General features: G+C 61.7%; 15 protein-coding genes and 1 tRNA gene. 9 read left to right on the plus strand and 7 right to left on the minus strand.

The features are described from left to right. Window positions 1–11: 11 nt before the first annotated feature. The 7 genes from mreC to DXD94_RS01845 form a co-directional block, all read right to left on the minus strand. The gene (mreC, locus tag DXD94_RS01815; protein WP_117763034.1) at window positions 12–953 is read right to left on the minus strand and encodes a rod shape-determining protein MreC; all 942 of its coding nucleotides are present in this window, start codon (window positions 951–953) and stop codon (window positions 12–14) included. Window positions 954–1,031: 78 nt separating this feature from the next. Then, window positions 1,032–2,063 carry a rod shape-determining protein gene (locus DXD94_RS01820; RefSeq protein ID WP_006236061.1) on the minus strand — a complete coding sequence of 344 codons (1,032 nt, stop codon included), beginning with the start codon at window positions 2,061–2,063 and terminating at the stop codon, window positions 1,032–1,034. A gap of 127 nt (window positions 2,064–2,190) precedes the next feature. Continuing rightward, window positions 2,191–3,495 carry a tetratricopeptide repeat protein gene (locus DXD94_RS01825; RefSeq protein ID WP_233540294.1) on the minus strand — a complete coding sequence of 435 codons (1,305 nt, stop codon included), beginning with the start codon at window positions 3,493–3,495 and terminating at the stop codon, window positions 2,191–2,193. A gap of 11 nt (window positions 3,496–3,506) precedes the next feature. Continuing rightward, window positions 3,507–4,049, minus strand: a complete 543-nt coding sequence (locus DXD94_RS01830; protein WP_117735136.1) for a peptidylprolyl isomerase — start codon at window positions 4,047–4,049, stop codon at window positions 3,507–3,509. Window positions 4,050–4,156: 107 nt separating this feature from the next. After that, window positions 4,157–5,299: a zinc ribbon domain-containing protein gene (locus DXD94_RS01835; protein WP_158564771.1), complete on the minus strand. Its 1,143-nt coding sequence runs from the start codon at window positions 5,297–5,299 to the stop codon at window positions 4,157–4,159. 232 nt (window positions 5,300–5,531) lie between these two features. Beyond that, window positions 5,532–8,255, minus strand: coding sequence for an HAD-IC family P-type ATPase (locus tag DXD94_RS01840; RefSeq protein ID WP_117763036.1), 2,724 nt, complete (start codon window positions 8,253–8,255; stop codon window positions 5,532–5,534). 75 nt (window positions 8,256–8,330) lie between these two features. Continuing rightward, a tRNA-Arg gene (locus DXD94_RS01845) sits at window positions 8,331–8,407 on the minus strand. Between the two features lie 204 nt (window positions 8,408–8,611). On the opposite strand from DXD94_RS01845, the gene aroF reads away from it, so the two are divergent. The 9 genes from aroF (at window position 8,612) to DXD94_RS01890 (ending at window position 18,201) form a co-directional block, all read left to right on the plus strand. After that, on the plus strand, window positions 8,612–9,634 hold the full coding sequence (aroF, locus tag DXD94_RS01850; RefSeq protein ID WP_022094767.1) for a 3-deoxy-7-phosphoheptulonate synthase: 1,023 nt from the start codon (window positions 8,612–8,614) through the stop codon (window positions 9,632–9,634). A 2-nt stretch (window positions 9,635–9,636) separates the two neighbouring features. Continuing rightward, on the plus strand, window positions 9,637–10,551 hold the full coding sequence (locus tag DXD94_RS01855; RefSeq protein ID WP_117763037.1) for a prephenate dehydrogenase/arogenate dehydrogenase family protein: 915 nt from the start codon (window positions 9,637–9,639) through the stop codon (window positions 10,549–10,551). 36 nt (window positions 10,552–10,587) lie between these two features. Then, a complete protein-coding gene (aroB, locus tag DXD94_RS01860; RefSeq protein WP_117763038.1) occupies window positions 10,588–11,694 on the plus strand; it encodes a 3-dehydroquinate synthase in 1,107 nt (368 codons plus the stop codon). Further along, entirely contained in the window at window positions 11,688–13,007 is a 1,320-nt protein-coding gene (gene aroA / locus DXD94_RS01865; RefSeq protein ID WP_117763039.1) for a 3-phosphoshikimate 1-carboxyvinyltransferase, read from the plus strand. Before aroB ends, aroA begins: the two co-directional genes overlap by 7 nt. Before the next feature lies 1 nt (window position 13,008). Further along, window positions 13,009–14,106 (plus strand): chorismate synthase, encoded by a 1,098-nt coding sequence (aroC, locus tag DXD94_RS01870; RefSeq protein ID WP_117763040.1) that lies wholly within the window; start codon window positions 13,009–13,011, stop codon window positions 14,104–14,106. 174 nt (window positions 14,107–14,280) lie between these two features. Then, the gene (gene pheA, locus DXD94_RS01875) at window positions 14,281–15,426 is read left to right on the plus strand and encodes a prephenate dehydratase (RefSeq protein WP_117763041.1); all 1,146 of its coding nucleotides are present in this window, start codon (window positions 14,281–14,283) and stop codon (window positions 15,424–15,426) included. Continuing rightward, window positions 15,427–16,677, plus strand: a complete 1,251-nt coding sequence (locus DXD94_RS01880) for a shikimate kinase (RefSeq protein WP_117763042.1) — start codon at window positions 15,427–15,429, stop codon at window positions 16,675–16,677. Window positions 16,678–16,740: 63 nt separating this feature from the next. Then, on the plus strand, window positions 16,741–17,175 hold the full coding sequence (aroQ, locus tag DXD94_RS01885) for a type II 3-dehydroquinate dehydratase (RefSeq protein WP_117763043.1): 435 nt from the start codon (window positions 16,741–16,743) through the stop codon (window positions 17,173–17,175). Window positions 17,176–17,397: 222 nt separating this feature from the next. Next, the gene (locus tag DXD94_RS01890) at window positions 17,398–18,201 is read left to right on the plus strand and encodes a helix-turn-helix transcriptional regulator (protein WP_117763044.1); all 804 of its coding nucleotides are present in this window, start codon (window positions 17,398–17,400) and stop codon (window positions 18,199–18,201) included. Window positions 18,202–18,297 lie beyond the last annotated feature (96 nt).

Below are 18,297 nucleotides of genomic sequence, written 5' to 3' on the forward strand. Positions count from 1 at the left end.
GGACATGCCCCCTATTCGCTCGAGCCGGAATCGGTCGTCTCGGACGTGTCGGAACTGTCATCCGAGCTCTCGTCCTTCGTCTTGGTCGCAGCATCGCGCGACGTTCCCTGCGGCGTGCTGTTGGCCGTGCTCACGTCCTCATCCGAGGCCGACTGTTCGTCGGTCAGCGAGGTGATGACCAGCACTTCCTCGTTGTTCTCGGCCGTGGTCTGAGCGCGCACCACAATGGTGTAGTACACGTCGTTTGCCGATTTCTCAACCGACGAGACGGTGCCGAGCGGTAGACCCTTGGGGAACACGCCACCGATGCCCGAGGTCACGATGATGTCGCCAACCTTAACATCGGAGTCGACGCTCACGTACTCAAGACGCAGCGTGCCGTCAGCCTGACCCTGCAGCATGCCCTGGGCGCGCGTGTCCTGCACCATGGCGGATACGCCGGAGTTCTCGTCGCCAATCAGGCGCACGGTGGACGTTTTGGCCGAGACTTCGATGATCTGGCCGATAACACCGGCCGAACTCGTCACAGGCATGTTGATGGTAAGCCCGTCGGCAGAACCCTTATCAATCGTGACGGTCGAGGTCCAGGCATCGCCCGAGGCACCAACGATACGAGCTGCGGTCGATTTGAGGTTGTAGGTCGACTGCAGGCCGACCAGCCCCTCCAGACGCTCAGCAGTCTTTTGGGCCTCGGAGAGCTCGGCGACCTTAGAGGTCAGCTCCTCATTTTGCTTCTTAAGCTCGTCAAGCGTGTCCTGCGACGCCGTAAGGTTAGAGAACACGTTGCCGATCGCATTGAAGGGAGCCGCCACAGCCGAGCCCACAAAGCGTATCGGCGAGGTAATCGTCGTCACGCCCGAACGCACGGCATGAATCGGCCCTGCCTCGCCCTCGCGGATGTAAAACGTGAGCAGCAACACCGAAATCAGGCTGAAAACAATCAACGGGCGCATACCCGTTGATTGTCGCTTGGTATTCAGATTTGTGGAGAAACCCGAAGATCGTGCCAAATGGAATCCACCTTTTGGAAATTAAGCATTGGTCTGGACGAAGCCGCCATCAAACGCATTGGCCTCGAGCACGCGGGCACAGCCATTAACGACGTTATCGAGCGCCGTGGGGCTAACGTTGACCGAAACGCCGGTCTCATCGCGCAGGCGCACGTCGAGACCGCGCAGCAGCGCGCCGCCGCCGGTCAGCAAAATGCCGTAGTACATAAGGTCCGAGGCAAGATCGGGAGGCGTAGCGTCGAGTGCGTCCTTGACGGCCTTGGCCATCTCGTCGAGCGGCTTGTTGAGTGCGCGACGAATCTCCTCGCTCTCGATGCGCACGGTCTTGGGCAGACCGGTGATCACGTCGCGGCCGTTGACCTCGACGTCGAGCTCGTCCTTGAGCGGCACGGCGGAGCCGACCTTGATCTTGATGTCCTCTGCCGTACGCTCGCCGATGGCAAGGTTGTAGGCATCGCGAACGTGCGTGAGGATAGCCTGGTCGAACTCGTCGCCGGCAATACGGATGGACTGCGAAACGACGATGCCGCCCATAGCGATAACGGCAACCTCGGTAGTACCGCCACCGATGTCGATAACCATGGAGCCGGTGGGCTCCTCGACGGGCAGGTCGGCGCCGATGGCGGCAGCCATAGGCTCTTCGATCAGATAGGCCTGGCGGGCACCGGCCTGGATCGTGGCCTCAAAGACAGCGCGCTTCTCGACCGACGTGACGCCGGAGGGAACGCAGACGACAACACGCGGACGCGGAGTCCACGGATAGCGCTTCTCGGACGCCTTGTCGATAAAGTAGCGAAGCATGGCCTCGGTAACGTCGAAGTCGGCGATGACGCCGTCCTTCAGGGGACGAACGGCCACGATGTTGCCGGGCGTACGGCCGAGCATGCGCTTTGCCTCGATACCGACCGCCAGGATGCGCTCGTCGTTCTTGTCGATGGCGACTACAGAGGGCTCGCGAATGACGATGCCCTTGCCGCGCACTGAGACAAGCGTATTGGCGGTGCCGAGGTCGATGGCAAGATCGCCCGCATAGCTACCGAAGAACATATCCATCAAAGAAAACAACGCAACTCCTGATGTGTTGGATGATTGCTGGAAAACTACTAGCTCATCATACTAGCGCAAGCCCGGCACCTCACTTGCGGTGAAGCGCCGGGCAAAGCTAAATCCCATAAGGTCACTACTGGTTGTCAGCAGCCGAGAAATCCATATCGAGCGAGGAAACGGCCCAGCCGATATGGTTGTCGGAGCGCACGAATTTGACGGTGTACTCCTGCTCGCCTCCCTTGGACAGCGATGCCTTCACCTTGGCGGTCGTCTCGGTCATGGACTGATCCATGCCCTCGACGGACACGGTGGCACCCTGCGGAATCGAGGAGATGATCATCGACTTGGCGTCCTCGGACAGGCCCGGGGCCAGGCAAGACTCGGCCTTCGCGGTGTCACCGTCGCCGGCAGCCTGGAACAGATCGGTAACGACAGACTCCTGAGACGGGAAGCCAAAGCCGCGCGTGTAGGCAAAGCCCAGACCGCCCGCGGCGATCAAAATGAGCAGAAGCAGCACGATGAAGACTTTGAGACCCGTGTGGCGATGGCGGCGACGAACCTTGGCCTGCTTACGATCCTGACGGTCCTGCTGGACCATCTCGGACTCGGACAGCGTAAAGAAGCCGGTGTCCGAGGGATCGGGCATAAACTGACCGGTCGCACCCGTAGGATCGAGCGGATCGACGGCAGGAGCGTCCATCGCGGGCGCCGGAGCCGTGGCCATAGCCGTCTGGGCAGACAGCGCGGCAAGCGAATCGTGCACGCGGGCAAGCTCGTCGGCCTGCTCGGAGGTGAGCTGGTAGATGCCATCGGCAGTAGCGGCGTTAAAGGCGTCGAGTGCGTCGGAGGGACGGCCGGCGGCAGAAAGCGCCTGACCCATGCCGGCGTTGAGCGCACGTGTGTCGTCGCGGGGGCCGGCAAAGTCGATAGCCGTGCGGTAGGTCTCCACGGCATCCGCCGGACGGCCGAGTTTAATGAAGCAACGGCCGAGCTCGCCGAGTGCGGCGGCAGGAGCCGGATTGGCGCCGTCGATGGCGGCCTGACGGAAGGCAGTACCCGCGTTGGCATAGTCGCCCGACTGGAACAGCGCATTGCCCAGGCCCAGATAGGCCTTAAACGGCGTGGCATAGGAAGCATCCTGAGTAGCAGCAGAGAACGCCTGAGCGGCCGTCGTGTAGTCGCCCACGGCGGCGAGCGCCTTGCCGCGGTTGGTGAGCAGCGCACCGCGCTTGCCGTAGGTGCCGTCGTTGAGGGCGGCGGCATAGGCCTCGGCGGCCTCGGCATACATGCCCAGGTGCATCAGGGCGTTGCCACGAAGGTGATCGGCCTCGCCCATAATCTCATCGGGAGTCTTTGCCGCCCCAAGCATCTGGGCTGCAGCGGAAAAATCACCCGCGCGGTAAGCGGCGCGGCCCTGTTGGATCAGCTGGCTATTCAAGGAAGTCCCCTTTACTCGTGAACGATCTCGACATGGACGATCTCGTCGCCGGCACGCAGCTGCGAAATCACATCGAGACCCTCGACCGTGGCACCAAAGACGGTGTAACCGGAATCGAGGTTATGCTGGGCACCCAGGCAGAAGTAGAACTGCGAACCCGCGGAATCGGGGTCCATGGAGCGTGCCATGGCAAGGGCGCCATCGACATGGCTGTTGCGCGGATTGGTGGCAAACTCGCCCTTGATGCAGTAGCCGGGGCCACCGGTACCGGGCATGCCGTCGGGGCCCTCAAGACCGGCAGCGACGTCGGCGCCGGACATGTCACGGGTATTGGGGTCGCCGCCCTGGATGACAAAACCGGGCACATAGCGATGGAACTTAAGGCCATCATAGAAGCCCATCGTGGAAAGCTCGCAGAAGTTCGCGACATGAATGGGAGCGCCCTCGCCGTCAAACTTGACCTTGATGGTACCCTTCGACGTCTCGATTACAGCGCACTCGTCGCCGACAAGCTGATACTCGGGCGTGTAGAGCTCTTTCTTAAAACCAAACATGTGGTTCCTTCCTCGTGCGTTTAAAGCATATTTGTAGGAATTGTAGCAATAAGCACGGGCTTACATCAATTGCGCACGTAGGTTATGCCGACTATGGCGAACTAATTTTAGGAACGCTGCTGCGGCTTCCAGGAGCCCACGTTGGCGTCGTACTGGTTCAGCGCGCTGTTGCCGCCCTGCGCGATGGGCGCCAGGATCTCGCTTTGGTGGGAGCTCATCGACTCGCCATCGGGAATGGCCAGCGAAATGTCCCAGCTCTGGCAGATCACGTCGACACGCTCGTACATCCACTCGGCAAGCTGCTTTAGGTGGGCGATGTCGTCCGCATAGACCGTATCGTCCTGTACTTTCAGGTTGTTGAGCTCATCTTGCGTCTTTTTGATCTGGTCGCGCAGGGCGTAGGCACTCTGCGACAGCTCCTGACGGGTGGACAGCGGCGTTCGGAGATAGCCGTTGTTGAAGGAATCGATGACCTCGCCGATCTGATCCTCGTCACCGTAGGACACGATGGTCTGATACAGACCGTCGAGCCTGGTATAGAGCTGATCGTCGGTCAGCACGGTTTCTTCCTGGACCACCTCGGCAGAATCGTCCTGCTTGGTATCGTCCTCAGTCGCCTCGCCCTTTTGGCGCGTAGGGAAGGTCGTCTGCGCGGCCTGGCCAAACTGGTCATAGAAGCCGGGCATAACACCCATGGGATCGGCCGTCACGAACCAATAGGCCCCACCGCACACGACGGCAAGAACCGCGATGACGATAAGCGGCTTGGGAATATGACGCTTGTGCTTGTGATAAGCGTCCTCGTCGGGATGCACCTTGCGCTTGGACTTTTGAGCATCGTCATGCAGGGAAACGGGCGTGGGGATATCGACCTTGGGGATACCGAAATCCTTATCGAAAGCCGGCAGCACGCAAGTCTCATTGGGGTCGGCGGCGTCCGAAAGCACCGCAGCGGCAGAGGCCGGCGCATGCGGCACCTCGGTATCGATCTGCTCTCGCGTTAGGCGCGGAAAGCCCGCCGTGCGGCCCGCTGCCAGGTCGGATGCGGCCGCGTCCTCGGAGAGAATACCCGGAGCGGGGCGTCCGCATTTGGGGCACGTACGATCATGCGGAGAAAGACGGGCACCGCAGCCCTCACAGAACACGAACTCGGTATGCTCGGGACCATCGCCCGGACCCACATAGGCGTTGCAGTAGGGGCAGAACGAGGCGCCGTCCTCGATAGTCTTTAGGCAATGCGGGCAGATCACGGCATCCTCTTTTCGAAGCAATTCAAACAATCGAGGTTAGAGCATAACATCGCCACGGCCCCACAGGAGCAAGGCACCAATTCAACATCGGAGGGTAGCTAATTTGGGACGGGGCTTTTTTAGCTGCCCTGGCCGCCAATTGGCCAAATCGATCGCGCCATCAGCCTGGGGGCCATCAGCCGGGGTAGCTAAAAAAGCCCCGTCCCAAATTTAGCTACCCTGTAAGGTGCGGTTACAACTTCTTTTTCTTGGGCATCGAGACTTTGATGCCTTGGGCGGACTTGGTTACGCGGGAGCGCTTGGCGCCTGTGGGCTTCTTTTTCTTGGGCTGGGCCTGGGCCACGCCCTCGAGTGCGCGGGCCTCGGCCTCACGAACGGTGCGAGCTTCGCGGCGCTGCGCCATGTCGGCGGCGACGCGCTTGGCAAAACGCTCGGCCGTCGAACCCGTCGAGCTCACCTTGCCGCCACCCCGACCCAGGCGGACGCGCACACCGCGGCCAAAACCAGTTGCGGCATGACGACGACGCGGCTTGAGCGAATCCATCATCGTGGCGAGCTTAAAGAACACCGAGCAGGTAAAGACCACGATGACAGCCAAGATAACCATCTGGTCCATCGACAGGTTGGCAATAGACAGCAGCTCCGGGAATCCAATAACGCCCGCCAGGATACCGACAACGACAAACACAAAGAGCACCACACGTAAGGGCGTGAGAGGCTGCGAGATGCGCCAGATCAGGCTGACGCTCGCCGTGCACGACGTAAGCAGGCACATCGTAGACAGTGTGAGCTGGCTAAAGCCAAACACGCGCGCCACAAAGATATCGAGCACCGCAGCCAAAATGACCGCAATCGAAGCCGGCAGTGCACGCTTGAGTACGTTCGTCAAAAACGCACCCTTCACGCGAGCATTGTTGGGCTCCAGGCCCAACACAAAGCCCGGCGCGCCAATACAGAAGAAGTTAATGAGCGTCATCTGGATGGGCTCGAAGGGGTACGGCGGCAGCGCGATGCACAGCGCCGCCAGGCCCATCGAGAACAGCGTCTTGGTCAAGAACAGCGAGGCCGAACGCTGCAGGTTGTTGATGGAGCGACGGCCCTCGGCCACCACGGCGGGCATCGAGGCAAAGTCGTTGTCGACGAGTACGATCTCGGCCACGTTGCGCGCGGCGTCGGAGCCAGCCGCCATGGCGACGGAGCAGTCGGCCTCCTTGAGCGCCAGCACGTCGTTGACGCCGTCGCCCGTCATGGCCACGGTGTGCTCGCGGCGCTTGAGCGCCTGCACGAGCTCGCGCTTCTGCTGCGGGGTCACACGACCAAAGACATGGTAGCGGTCCACTGCGGCATCGAGCTTTGCCGGCGTATCGAGCGTCGTGGCGTCCACATAAGCGTCCGCTCCCGGCACGCCCACCACGCGCGCGATCGACGACACCGTACGAGGGTCGTCGCCACTGATCACGTTGAGGGTCACGCCCTGCTCGTTAAAGTAGCCGATGGTCTCGGCCGCCGAGGTACGAATCTCGTCGCGGATGGTCACAAAGCCCACGGGCTCGGCCTCGCCCACCATATCGCCATCGGGCGTAAAGCCGTCCACGCGCGCCACCACGAGCACGCGGCAGGTATCGGCAAGCTCGGCCACGCGGTTCTCGACCTGCGAAAAGGCGCGCTCTGAAAGCACAAATTGCGCCGCGCCCATCACATAGGAGCCCTGCGCAAACGACGCGCCACTCCATTTTTTAGACGAAGAGAATGGAATGACCGACAGCGGCTCAGACACCTCGACCGGCCGATCGGCGTAATAGTTGAGCAGTGCCTGGCAGGTCTCGTTGGCATCGGCCGAGGTCGCACGCGCCACGTTAGCCAGCGCAAAATCGAGCACCGTGGTATCGACGGGAACAGCCGCCTCCTCCGAGTCCACGCCAAAGCCAACACCCTCAACAGGCAGCGGGTAGGTGCCCTCGACCTCCATACGGCCCGACGTGATGGTGCCCGTCTTGTCCAGGCACAGCACGTCGACGCGCGCGAGCGTCTCGATGCAGTAGAGCTGCTGCGCCAGCACCTTGCGGCGGGCCAGGCGCACCGTGGCGATGGCGAGCACCGACGAGGTCAGCAGCACCAGGCCTTGCGGGATCATGCCCAGCAGGGCGCCCACCGTGGACAGCAGCGCCGACGAAGGCACATGACCAGCCAACAGCTCGGAGAAGCACCACGAAAGCGCGCTATCGCCCGGGGTTCCCGCGGCATCCCACAGCCCACTTACACTCGAGGCGAACAGAGCCAGGCCAAGCGGAATCATGATGATGCTCGCAAAGCGCACGATGGCGTTCAGCGCGTTCATGATCTCGGAATTGACCTTTTTGACGTACTTGGCCTCGTTATTAATTTTGGCCACGTAGTTGTCGGCGCCGACATGGATCACGCGGGCGCGCAGCAGGCCCGAGTCGATAAAGCTGCCGCTCATGAGCTCGGAACCGGGCTGTTTCTTAATAAGGTCGCTCTCGCCCGTCAGCAGGCTCTCGTTCACGAGCGCCTCGCCCGAAACCACCACGGCGTCAGCGGGAATCTGGTCGCCGCGCCCCAGGCGGATGATGTCGTCGAGCACGATCTGGTCCAGGTCGAGCTCCACCTCGGCGCCATCGCGCACCGCGATGGCCTTCTTGGAGGTCAGCAGCGTGAGCTTATCGACCATCTTCTTGGAACGCATGGACTGAATGACGCCAATAGCGGTATTGAGGAACACCACGAACAGGAACGTCAGATTCTTAAACGAACCGGTCAAAATGACCAGGAAAGCCAAGATCACGTTGATCAAATTGAACAGCGTGCAGAGGTTCTCGATGATGAGCTCTTTGACCGACTTGGTCTTGAGTTCCATGTTGCGGTTGATTTTACCGGCGGCGATACGCTCCTCGACCTCGGCGGTTGAGAGTCCGCGCTCGATATCCGTTGCTGCCATACCACGTCCCATCACGTCGCGTCGGTATAAGAAAACCGCCCGGACCATGCGAGGTTCGGACGGTCTTACGTTCGATGGTGCCCCATGTTGGATTCGAACCAACGGCCTTCTGCTCCGGAGGCAGACGCTCTAATCCCCTGAGCTAATAGGGCCAACGGTTGGCATTATACCCAAGTGCACCACGGGCTATCAAAATAAAAGAAAAAGCTTTGCAATTCCGAGGAAGACGAGCCGCAACGGCCCACTTTAGAAGGCAAAAGCGAGTCAGATAGTATAAACTCTCATGCACCATATATACACGGCTCGCGATGCGGGCCGTTTTTGCAAAAGTTATCCATCGAGGTGAGAGGCACACCATGATTGCAATTTTAAAGCAGAGCGCCAGCGACGAGGCCGTAAGCCATATCGTCAGCTGGATTGAGAAAAAGGGTCTGAAGACCGATGTCTCGCGCGGCGAGAACGAGACGATCATCGGCCTGGTGGGCGATACGACCAAGATCGACCCGTTCCTGCTCGAGTCCATGGATGTCGTCGAGCGCGTGCAGCGCGTCTCCGAGCCTTTTAAGCGTGCCAACCGCAAATTCCACCCCGAGGATTCCGTCATCGACTGCGGCCACGGCGTCAAGATCGGCGGCGACCAGTTCCAGGTCATCGCCGGTCCCTGCTCCGTCGAGGGCGAGAACCTCATCCGCATCGCACGCCGCGTGAAGGCCGCCGGCGCCACGATGCTGCGCGGTGGCGCCTACAAGCCCCGCACCTCCCCCTACGCCTACCAGGGCATGGGCCCCGCCGGCCTCGACCTGCTGTGCGAGGCGTCTGCCGAGCTCGACATGCCGATCGTCACCGAGATCATGGACCCACGCGACGTACAGGTCTTCTTGGACAAGAAGATTGACGTCATGCAGATCGGCGCCCGCAACGCCCAGAATTTCCCCCTGCTCAAGGAGGTCGGCAAGACCCAGACTCCGATCTTGCTTAAGCGCGGCATGTCCGGCACGATCGACGAGCTGCTCATGGCCGCCGAGTACATCATGAGCGAGGGCAACGACAACGTCATCCTGTGCGAGCGCGGTATCCGCACCTTCGAGACCCGCACCCGCAACACCTTCGACCTCAACGCCGTGCCGGTGCTGCACCACCTGTCGCACCTGCCCGTCGTCGCCGACCCCAGCCACGCCACCGGCTACACCCGCTACGTTGAGCCCATGGCGCTCGCTGCGACCGCCTGCGGTGCCAACGGCCTGGAGATCGAGGTCCACGACGAGCCGAGCCGCGCCTGGTCCGACGGCGCCCAGGCCCTCACCCCCGATCAGTTCGACGACACCATGCGCCGCATCCGAGCCATCCGCGAGGTTGTCTGCCAAGAGACCATGGAGTAGCCATGGGTACGGTGAGAAACGCGCGCGTTAACCAGGGCGGCCCCAAGTGCGCCGGCATTGTGGGCCTGGGCCTCATCGGCGGCAGCTTCGCACGCGGCTATGCGCAGGCGGGCGTCCGCGTGCTGGCCTGGGACCCCGATGACGATGTCATGACGGCCGCCAGCATGGGCACTGTCGCCGGAGAGCTCAACGACAAGACACTCGGCGAATGCGACATCATCGTCCTGGCCTGCTACCCCGAGGCCTGCATCGAGTGGCTCGAGGCGCATGCACAGGCACTCGCCGATGCCACCGACACCGAGGCCATCATGGGCCCCGTGGTGATCGACACGGTGGGCGTCAAGGGCATCGTGTGCGAGCGCGCCTTTGAGCTTGCCCGCGATCACGGCTTTTACTTTGTGGGCGCGCACCCCATGGCGGGCACGCAGTACTCGGGCTATGCGCACTCCCGCGCCGACCTGTTCCAGGGCGCGCCGCTCGTGCTCGTGCCGCCTGCGGTGGACGATGCACTCAAACTGGAGCTTTTGGGCCAGGTGCGCGAGATGGTGCGCCCCTTGGGCTTTGGCAAGTTCAGCGTGACCAGCGCCGCCGAGCACGACCGCGTCATCGCCTTCACGAGCCAGCTTGCGCACGTGGTATCCAACGCCTACGTCAAGAGCCCGACCGCTCAGGTCCACCACGGCTTTTCGGCCGGCAGCTACCGCGACCTCACCCGCGTGGCGCACCTCAATCCGCAGATGTGGTCCGAGCTCATGATCGACGACGCCGATGCTCTCGCCTTCGAGATCGACCACCTGATCGACTCGCTCGGCGCCTACAGCCGTGCGCTCAAGGACCGCGACCAGCGCTATCTGGAGAATCTCCTTGCCGAGGGCGACCGCATTAAGCGCGCACTCGACGACGAGGCCTCCCACTAGACCACCTATCACGCCAGGTCGAAAGGACCATAGCTTATGGCGATTACCATCGATATCGACACTGCACGCCCCTACCAGGTACATGTTGGCACGTTTTTGCTGGAGCAGGCGGGACCGCTCGTGCGCGCCACTGCCGGCGGCACCAAGGCTGTCATCGTGACGGATACCAACGTAGGCCCGCTCTACCAGATGCCCGTTAAGCAGAGCCTGGAGGCATCAGGCTACGAAGTGAGTATCTGCACCTTCGAGGCCGGCGAGGCACACAAGCGCGCCGAGACCTACGTTGCCATTTTGGAGTTTGTGGCCGAGCACGAGCTTTCGCGCTCCGACGTGATCGTGGCACTCGGCGGCGGCGTCGTGGGCGACGTGGCGGGCTTTGTGGCCGCCACCTACATGCGCGGCTGCAAGTTTGTGCAGATCCCGACGAGTCTGCTCGCCATGGTGGATTCGTCGGTGGGCGGCAAGACCGCCATCGACCTGGCTGCCGGCAAGAACTTGGCCGGCGCCTTTTGGCAGCCGAGCGTGGTTATCGCCGACGTGGGGTGCCTGGCCACCCTCACGCCCGAGCAGTTCGCCGACGGCTGCGGCGAGGTCGTCAAGCATGCCGTGATCGCCGACCCGGAGCTTTTCGCCGAGCTGGAGAAGACCCCGCTCACGCTGGAGCTGCTCAACCGCGATGTGACCCGCGTAGCGCTCATCATCGCCCGCAATATCGACATCAAGCGCGCCGTGGTCGTCGCCGACGAGCGCGAAACAAACCAGCGCAAGCTGCTCAACTTTGGACACAGCGCCGGACACGCCGTCGAGGCCTGCGAGCACTTTGAGCTCGGACACGGCAACTGCGTGTCGATCGGCATGGGCATCATCACGCGCGCCGCGGCCCTGCACGGCGTTTGCGATGCTGCACTGCCCGGTCGTATTGAGGAACTCTGCGCCCGCCATGGCCTCAAGACCCGCTGCGACCTAGATGCCGACGCCGTCTTTGCCGAGGCGCTGCACGACAAGAAGCGCGCGGGCGACACCATCGACCTGGTGATTCCGCACGGCATTGGCCGCTGCAGCATCGACTGCACGCCGCTTTCCACTTTCCACGAACTCATTGCCGAGGGCCTCGGCCAGAAGGGAGACGCATCCGCATGCTAGCCCGCATCACCCCGTCCCCGCTCAAGGGCACCGTTCCCGCCATCGCGTCCAAGTCGATGGCACATCGCCTGATCATCTGCGCTGCGCTTGCCAACGGCGAGACACACGTCACCTGCAACACCACCTGCGCCGACATCGAGGCCACGGTGCGTTGCCTTACGGCGCTGGGCGCCCGCATCGAGACCGTCGAGGACGGCTTCCAGGTCCACCCCACCATGAAGAGTGTTGAGTTTGGCCTGCTCAAAGCACTTGCGGGCGGCACGCTCGACTGCGGCGAAAGCGGCTCCACGCTCCGCTTTATGTTGCCCGTCGCCTGCGCGCTGGGCGCAGAAGCAACTTTTGTGGGTCAGGGACGCTTGGGCGCCCGCCCGCTGTCCCCGCTCTCGGACGAGATCATCGCCGCCGGATGCGACCTACAGGGTCTGGGCGGTTTTCCGCTCAAGACGAGCGGCCGCATGCGCCCGGGCACCTTTGTGCTTCCGGGCAACGTGAGCTCGCAGTATATCTCCGGCCTGCTGCTGGCGGCCCCGCTACTGGCCCAGCCCTCCTGTGTGCAGGTGACCGGCCTCATCGAGAGCCGCCCCTATATCAACCTGACCATCCAGGCCATGAAGGCCTTTGGCGTCGAGGTCAACGTCGAACGTATTCCGGCCAAGGACGGCCAGCCCGAGGTCACGAACTTCCGCGTGAGCAGCGGCTCGTACCGCACGCCCGGCAACGTGGCCGTCGAGGGCGACTGGTCCAACGCCGCCTTTTGGCTGTGCGCCGGTGCCATCGGATGCGACCCCATCACCGTCGAGGGCGTGTCGCTGAGCTCCGCACAGGGCGACCGCAACGTGCTTGCCGCGCTTTCGCGCTTTGGCGCCCGCATCGTGCGCTCCACCAACGCCGCCACCGTGCAGTCCGACAAGCTCGCCGGCTTTGAGATGAGTGCCCACGACATTCCGGACCTGGTGCCCGTTATCTCGGCCGTGGCCTCGCTGGCACAGGGCCGCACCTTTATCCGCGATTGCGCCCGCCTGCGCATCAAGGAATCCGACCGCCTAGTCACCACCACCCGCGAGCTCACCGCGCTGGGCGCGCAAGTGCGCATTGCCGGTGACGACCTCATCATCAAGGGCGTCGATGCCTTCACCGGCGGCGAGGTCGATTCGCACAACGACCACCGCATCGCCATGATGGCCGCGATCGCCGCGAGCCGCGCCACCGGCGAGGTCGTGATCCACGGCGCCGAGGCCGTCAACAAGTCCTATCCCGATTTCTTCGACCACTACCGCCTGCTGGGCGGCAAGGTCACACTCGAGGAGGAATAGCATGTCCTCGACCTTTGGCAACGTCTTGCACTTAAGCATCTTCGGCCAGTCGCACTCCCCCGCCATCGGCTGCTCGCTCGATGGCATTCCGGCGGGCATCGCTGTGGACCAGGAGCAGTTGCAGGCCTTCCTCGACCGTCGTGCCCCCGGTCGCGACGAGACCGCGACCAAACGCCGCGAGGCCGACGCCGCGCATATCATTGCCGGTGTGGTAGACGGGCACACCACCGGCGCACCTATCGCCGCGATTATCGAAAACACCAACACGCGCTCCAAGGACTATTCCGAGCTGCGCCGCAAACCCCGTCCGGGACATGCCGATTTTCCGGCGCGCGTAAAGTATCACAACATGCACGACGTCGCCGGCGGCGGGCACTTCTCCGGCCGCCTGACGGCCCCCTTGTGCATCGCCGGCGGCATCGCGCTGCAGGCACTCGAGGCCCGCGGCATTCAGGTCATGGCGCACGCGGCGCAGATCGGCGGCATCTCCGACCTGCCCATGGACGACATGGTCTATCGCGAGGCCGACCGCAAGGCGATCCTAACGAACGATCTGCCGTGCATTGACACCGCCGCAGCCGGCCGCATGCGCGAGGAGATCCTTGCCGCGCGCGACGAACTCGACAGCATCGGCGGCATCGTGGAGTGCGGCATTTACGGGCTTCCCGCGGGCATCGGCGACCCCATGTTCGACGGCATCGAGAACCGCATCGCGCAAATCGCGTTTGGCATTCCCGCCGTAAAGGGCGTGGAGTTTGGCATGGGCTTTGCGGTGGCCGCCATGCGCGGCAGCGAGAACAACGATCCGTATCGCATCGATGCAGAGTCGGGCGAGATCGAGGTTGAATCCAACAACGCTGGAGGCATCCTAGGCGGCATTTCGACCGGCGCGCCTGTCATGTGGCGCATGGCCGTAAAGCCGACGCCCTCCATCGGTCGCGAGCAGCAGACCGTAGACATGGACGCCATGGAAAACGCCGAGCTCTCTGTCCACGGCCGTCACGATCCCTGCATCGTCCCGCGCGCCGTCCCCGTAGCCGAAGCAGCAGCTGCCCTCGCGATTTGGGATGCCCTCCTCGAGGACGCCGCCCAGCGCTAATCCGCCCACCCCAAGGGTAGTTAATTTGGGACGGGGCTTTTTTAATTTGGGACGGGGCTTTTTTAGCTACCCCGGCAGTTAACGCGACGTTTTGGCCGATTTGCTGCCGGGGTAGCTAAAATAGCCCCGTCCCAAATTAACTACCCCAGGCAACGATTTACGAAAGGGGCCTCCATGGACCTTGCTGACATCCGCCAGGCCATCGATGGCATCGACACCACGCTCCTCAACAGCTTTGTCGAGCGTATGGACATTGCCACCGAGGTCGCCAAATCAAAGATCGAGATGGGCAAGGCCGTCTTTGACCCCGCCCGCGAGCGCTCCAAACTCAACAGCCTCGCCAGCCGCGCGCCCGAGCGCTACGAGGCGCAGACCATCACCCTGTTCCGTCTCCTCATGAGCATGAGCAAGGCCGAGCAGCAGCGCTACATCAACGAGCTCAAGGGCATCACGGTGTCGCAAAAGGCCCATGCCACAGCCGCAGCCTTTAACACGCCCTTCCCTCAAACGGCCACCGTTGCCTGCCAGGGCGTCGAAGGCGCCTATAGCCAGATAGCCGCGTGCAAACTCTTCGACGTGCCCGATATTGCGTTCTTCGAGACCTTCGAGGGAGTCATGCGCGCCGTGCGCGACGGCTTCTGCGAATTTGGCGTGCTGCCCATCGAGAACTCCACCGCTGGCTCGGTCAACGCTGTCTACGACCTGCTCGCCCAGTTCGACTTCCATATCGTGCGCTCGCTGCGTCTCAAGATCGACCACAACCTGCTCGTCAAACCCGGCACCAAGCTCGCCGACGTGCACGAGGTCTATAGCCACGGCCAGGCTATCGCCCAGTGCGCCGGCTTTATCGAGGCGCACGACCTGCACGCCACCAAATACCCCAACACGGCCATGTCGGCCGAGATGGTCGCCAGCTCCGAGCGCACCGATGTTGCCGCCATCGCATCGCGCAGCTGCGCGGCACTCTATGGCCTGGAGGTGCTGGAGCCCAACATCCAGGACTCGGACAACAACTACACGCGCTTTGTCGTCATCAGCCGCGAGCCGCGCGTCTATCCCGGCGCCAACCGCACCTCGCTCATGATTACCACGGCCAACGAGCCGGGCGCCCTCTACCGCGTGCTCGAGCGCTTCTATGCGCTCAACATCAACCTCATCAAGCTCGAGAGCCGCCCCATCCCCGGGCACGACTTTGAGTTTATGTTCTACTTTGACCTGGACTGCCCCTTTGGCAGTAAGGCCCTCGACGACTTGCTCGACTCCATCGACGACGTATGCGAGAGCTTCACCTACTTTGGCAGCTACACGGAGGTGCTCTAGATGACCGATACCGCCGCAGCCCGTCCCTACGGCGTTCTGGGCCGTGTGCTGGGCCACAGCTATACCCCGACCATCTACAAGGAGCTCGCGGGGCTGGAGTACGTGCGCTTTGAGCGCGAGCCCGAGGAACTTGAGACTTTTATGACGGGCGACGAATGGGAGGGCACCAACGTGACCATCCCATACAAGCGCGCCGTCATGGAATACCTGGACGAGCTGAGTCCGTTGGCCGAGCGCATGGGCAACGTCAACACCATCACACGTCTGCCTGACGGCCGCCTGCGTGGCGACAACACCGACTACTTTGGTTTTCAGTGCCTGGTCGAGGAATTGGGCGTAGAGGTTTCCGGCAAGAAGGTCCTCGTGCTTGGCGCCACCGGTGGTGCCGGCACCACGGCAAGCATGGTGCTGGGAGATCTGGGCGCCACCGTGGTGCCCGTGGGCCGCACAAGCGAGGTCAACTACGGCAACATCGCGCAGCAATCCGATGCCACGCTACTCGTTAACTGCACGCCCGCCGGCATGTTCCCCCACTGCCCCGACGCTCCCTGCACGCTCGAAGGGCTTGACGCGCTCGAGGGCGTCATCGACATTGTCTACAACCCCGCCCGCACGGGACTCATGCTCGAGACCGAGCGCCGCGGCATCCCCTGCATCGGTGGCCTGCTGATGCTCGTGGCCCAAGCGGCACAGACCGTCGAGCGCTATACCGGCCAAGTCACCCCGCGCAAGCGCATCTTGGACGTAACGGAGCGTCTGTCCCGCCGCGAGCAAAACATTGCCCTGATCGGCATGCCGGGTTCGGGCAAGACCCGCGTGGGTGAGCAGATCGCCCAGCTCACGGGCCGCGAGCACATCGACCTCGATCGCGCCCTCGAGGAACGTCTGGGCATGCCCTGTGCCGACTTTATCGTCGAGCGCGGCGAGGTGGCCTTCCGCGAGCAGGAGACGGCGGCGCTGTCCGACATCTCCAAGCGCAGCGGCCTGGTGCTCTCAACCGGCGGCGGCGTGGTCACGCGCGACGAGAATTACCCGCTGCTGCACCAAAACAGCCAGGTCGTGATGCTCAACCGCAAGCTCGACGAGCTCGCCCACAAGGGCCGCCCTATCACCGCGCGCGACGGCATCGACAAGCTCGCCCAGCAGCGCATGCCACGCTACCGCGCCTGGGCCGACTACATCATCGACTCACGCGACTGCGCCGCCAACACCGCCCAAGCCCTCCTCGACACCCTCCCACCCGCTCTCTAACAAATACCACCACAAAGGGGCAGGCACCTTTGTGGTGGTTTTCCAATCGCAAAGGAAGCAACCATGAAAGCACTCGTCATCAACGGCCCCAACCTCAACATGCTCGGCATTCGCGAGCCGGGCATCTATGGCAGCGACAACTACGACCGCTTAGTGCAGATCTGCCAGGAAGCGGGCACCGCACAGGGCTTCGACGAGGTCGAGGTCTTCCAGTCTAACCACGAGGGCGGCATCGTCGACAAGATCCAGGAGGCCTATAGCAAGGTCGACGGCATCGTCATCAACCCGGCGGCCTACACGCACACGAGCGTGGCGATCCTCGACGCCCTCAAGGCCGTCGCCATCCCTGCCATCGAGGTACACATCAGCGCCGTAGAGACACGCGAGGACTTCCGCCAGGTGAGCTATGCACGCCTGGCCTGCTTCGCCACCATCACCGGCGAAGGCCTCCAAGGCTACGCCCACGCGTTGGAGCTGCTGAAAGAGCGTCTAGCCTAGGAAAAAGCAAACAAAGCGACAGGATCGAGCGTATTGGTCTTCCGTCCGCCAAGGTAACATCCATAAGTAAAACGCGCGTCCGCAGCACACATTCTGTGGACGCGCGTTTTTCTTGTACGAACCCCATCAAACGCAAACTGACAACATACCAGCTTTACAACCATCTATTTAGTATTAATATGGTAGGTATCCTATACGTTCCGGTATCTGAAAGGAACAAAGATGCCTCCAAAGACGATCCAAGTTAGTGAAAATCTGGCATACCAAATCAAAACAAGGAGAGCAGAACTGGGTCTTAGCATCGAAGAAGCAGCTTCCAGAGCCGGTATCGGGGCAAAAACATGGGGTAAGTATGAGAGCGGCCAATCCATTCGAAGCGACAAGGCAACAGCTGTATGCAAAGTCCTGAAATGGAAAAACTTCCCCGATGATTCTGCAGCAGAGACTGTTAATGAGGACACAACAAAGGAATCGCTGGCAATCGATTCGTCTCATGCCGCCTGGTCCCAATTCTTAAAAGACGAATACGGTTATAAAGGTGCAGCGTCCTTCGCCTTTGGCACCGATATTCTGCTTGACTATATTAATCAAGATCTTGAGGACCTTTCTCATCTTCCAAAAGGGACTCATGTTGGACAACTCCCCGATAGCTGGATAATTGACTTACTTCCATCTCAATACCTGATGAAGTACGACTATGACTTTCTGTTCAGGTTGCGAGCAGATCTGATTAGATATCGCCTGAGAGCAAAACACGGACATGACTTAATGGCTCACACCGTTGCACAAGAATTACTTGTAAGGCTGATCCGAGACGCGTCATTCGAACTCGTTTCCGACTGGGAATCCAATGAGACCGATCTCGATGCAAACGGCTATCCAAGAGATTTAGGTTGGGATCAATGGCCCGAAGATATCTGCGGGGACGATGATTTCAGATTCTTCATTGACGACGACAAATGGACGGAAAAAAATGATTCCTACTCATTCGAAAACTGGTTCGAACCCCAGTTTTATCTAAGTTAACCAGGTGGAAAAGTGCGAGATCAGACGTAAAATCAAGCAATCGAGTCAAAGCCCAGCACGAATTCGCACCTCGAAACCCTTTCATAATAGCGAGAG

Source organism: Collinsella sp. TM10-22 (genome assembly GCF_003466125.1).
Lineage (GTDB): Bacteria > Actinomycetota > Coriobacteriia > Coriobacteriales > Coriobacteriaceae > Collinsella.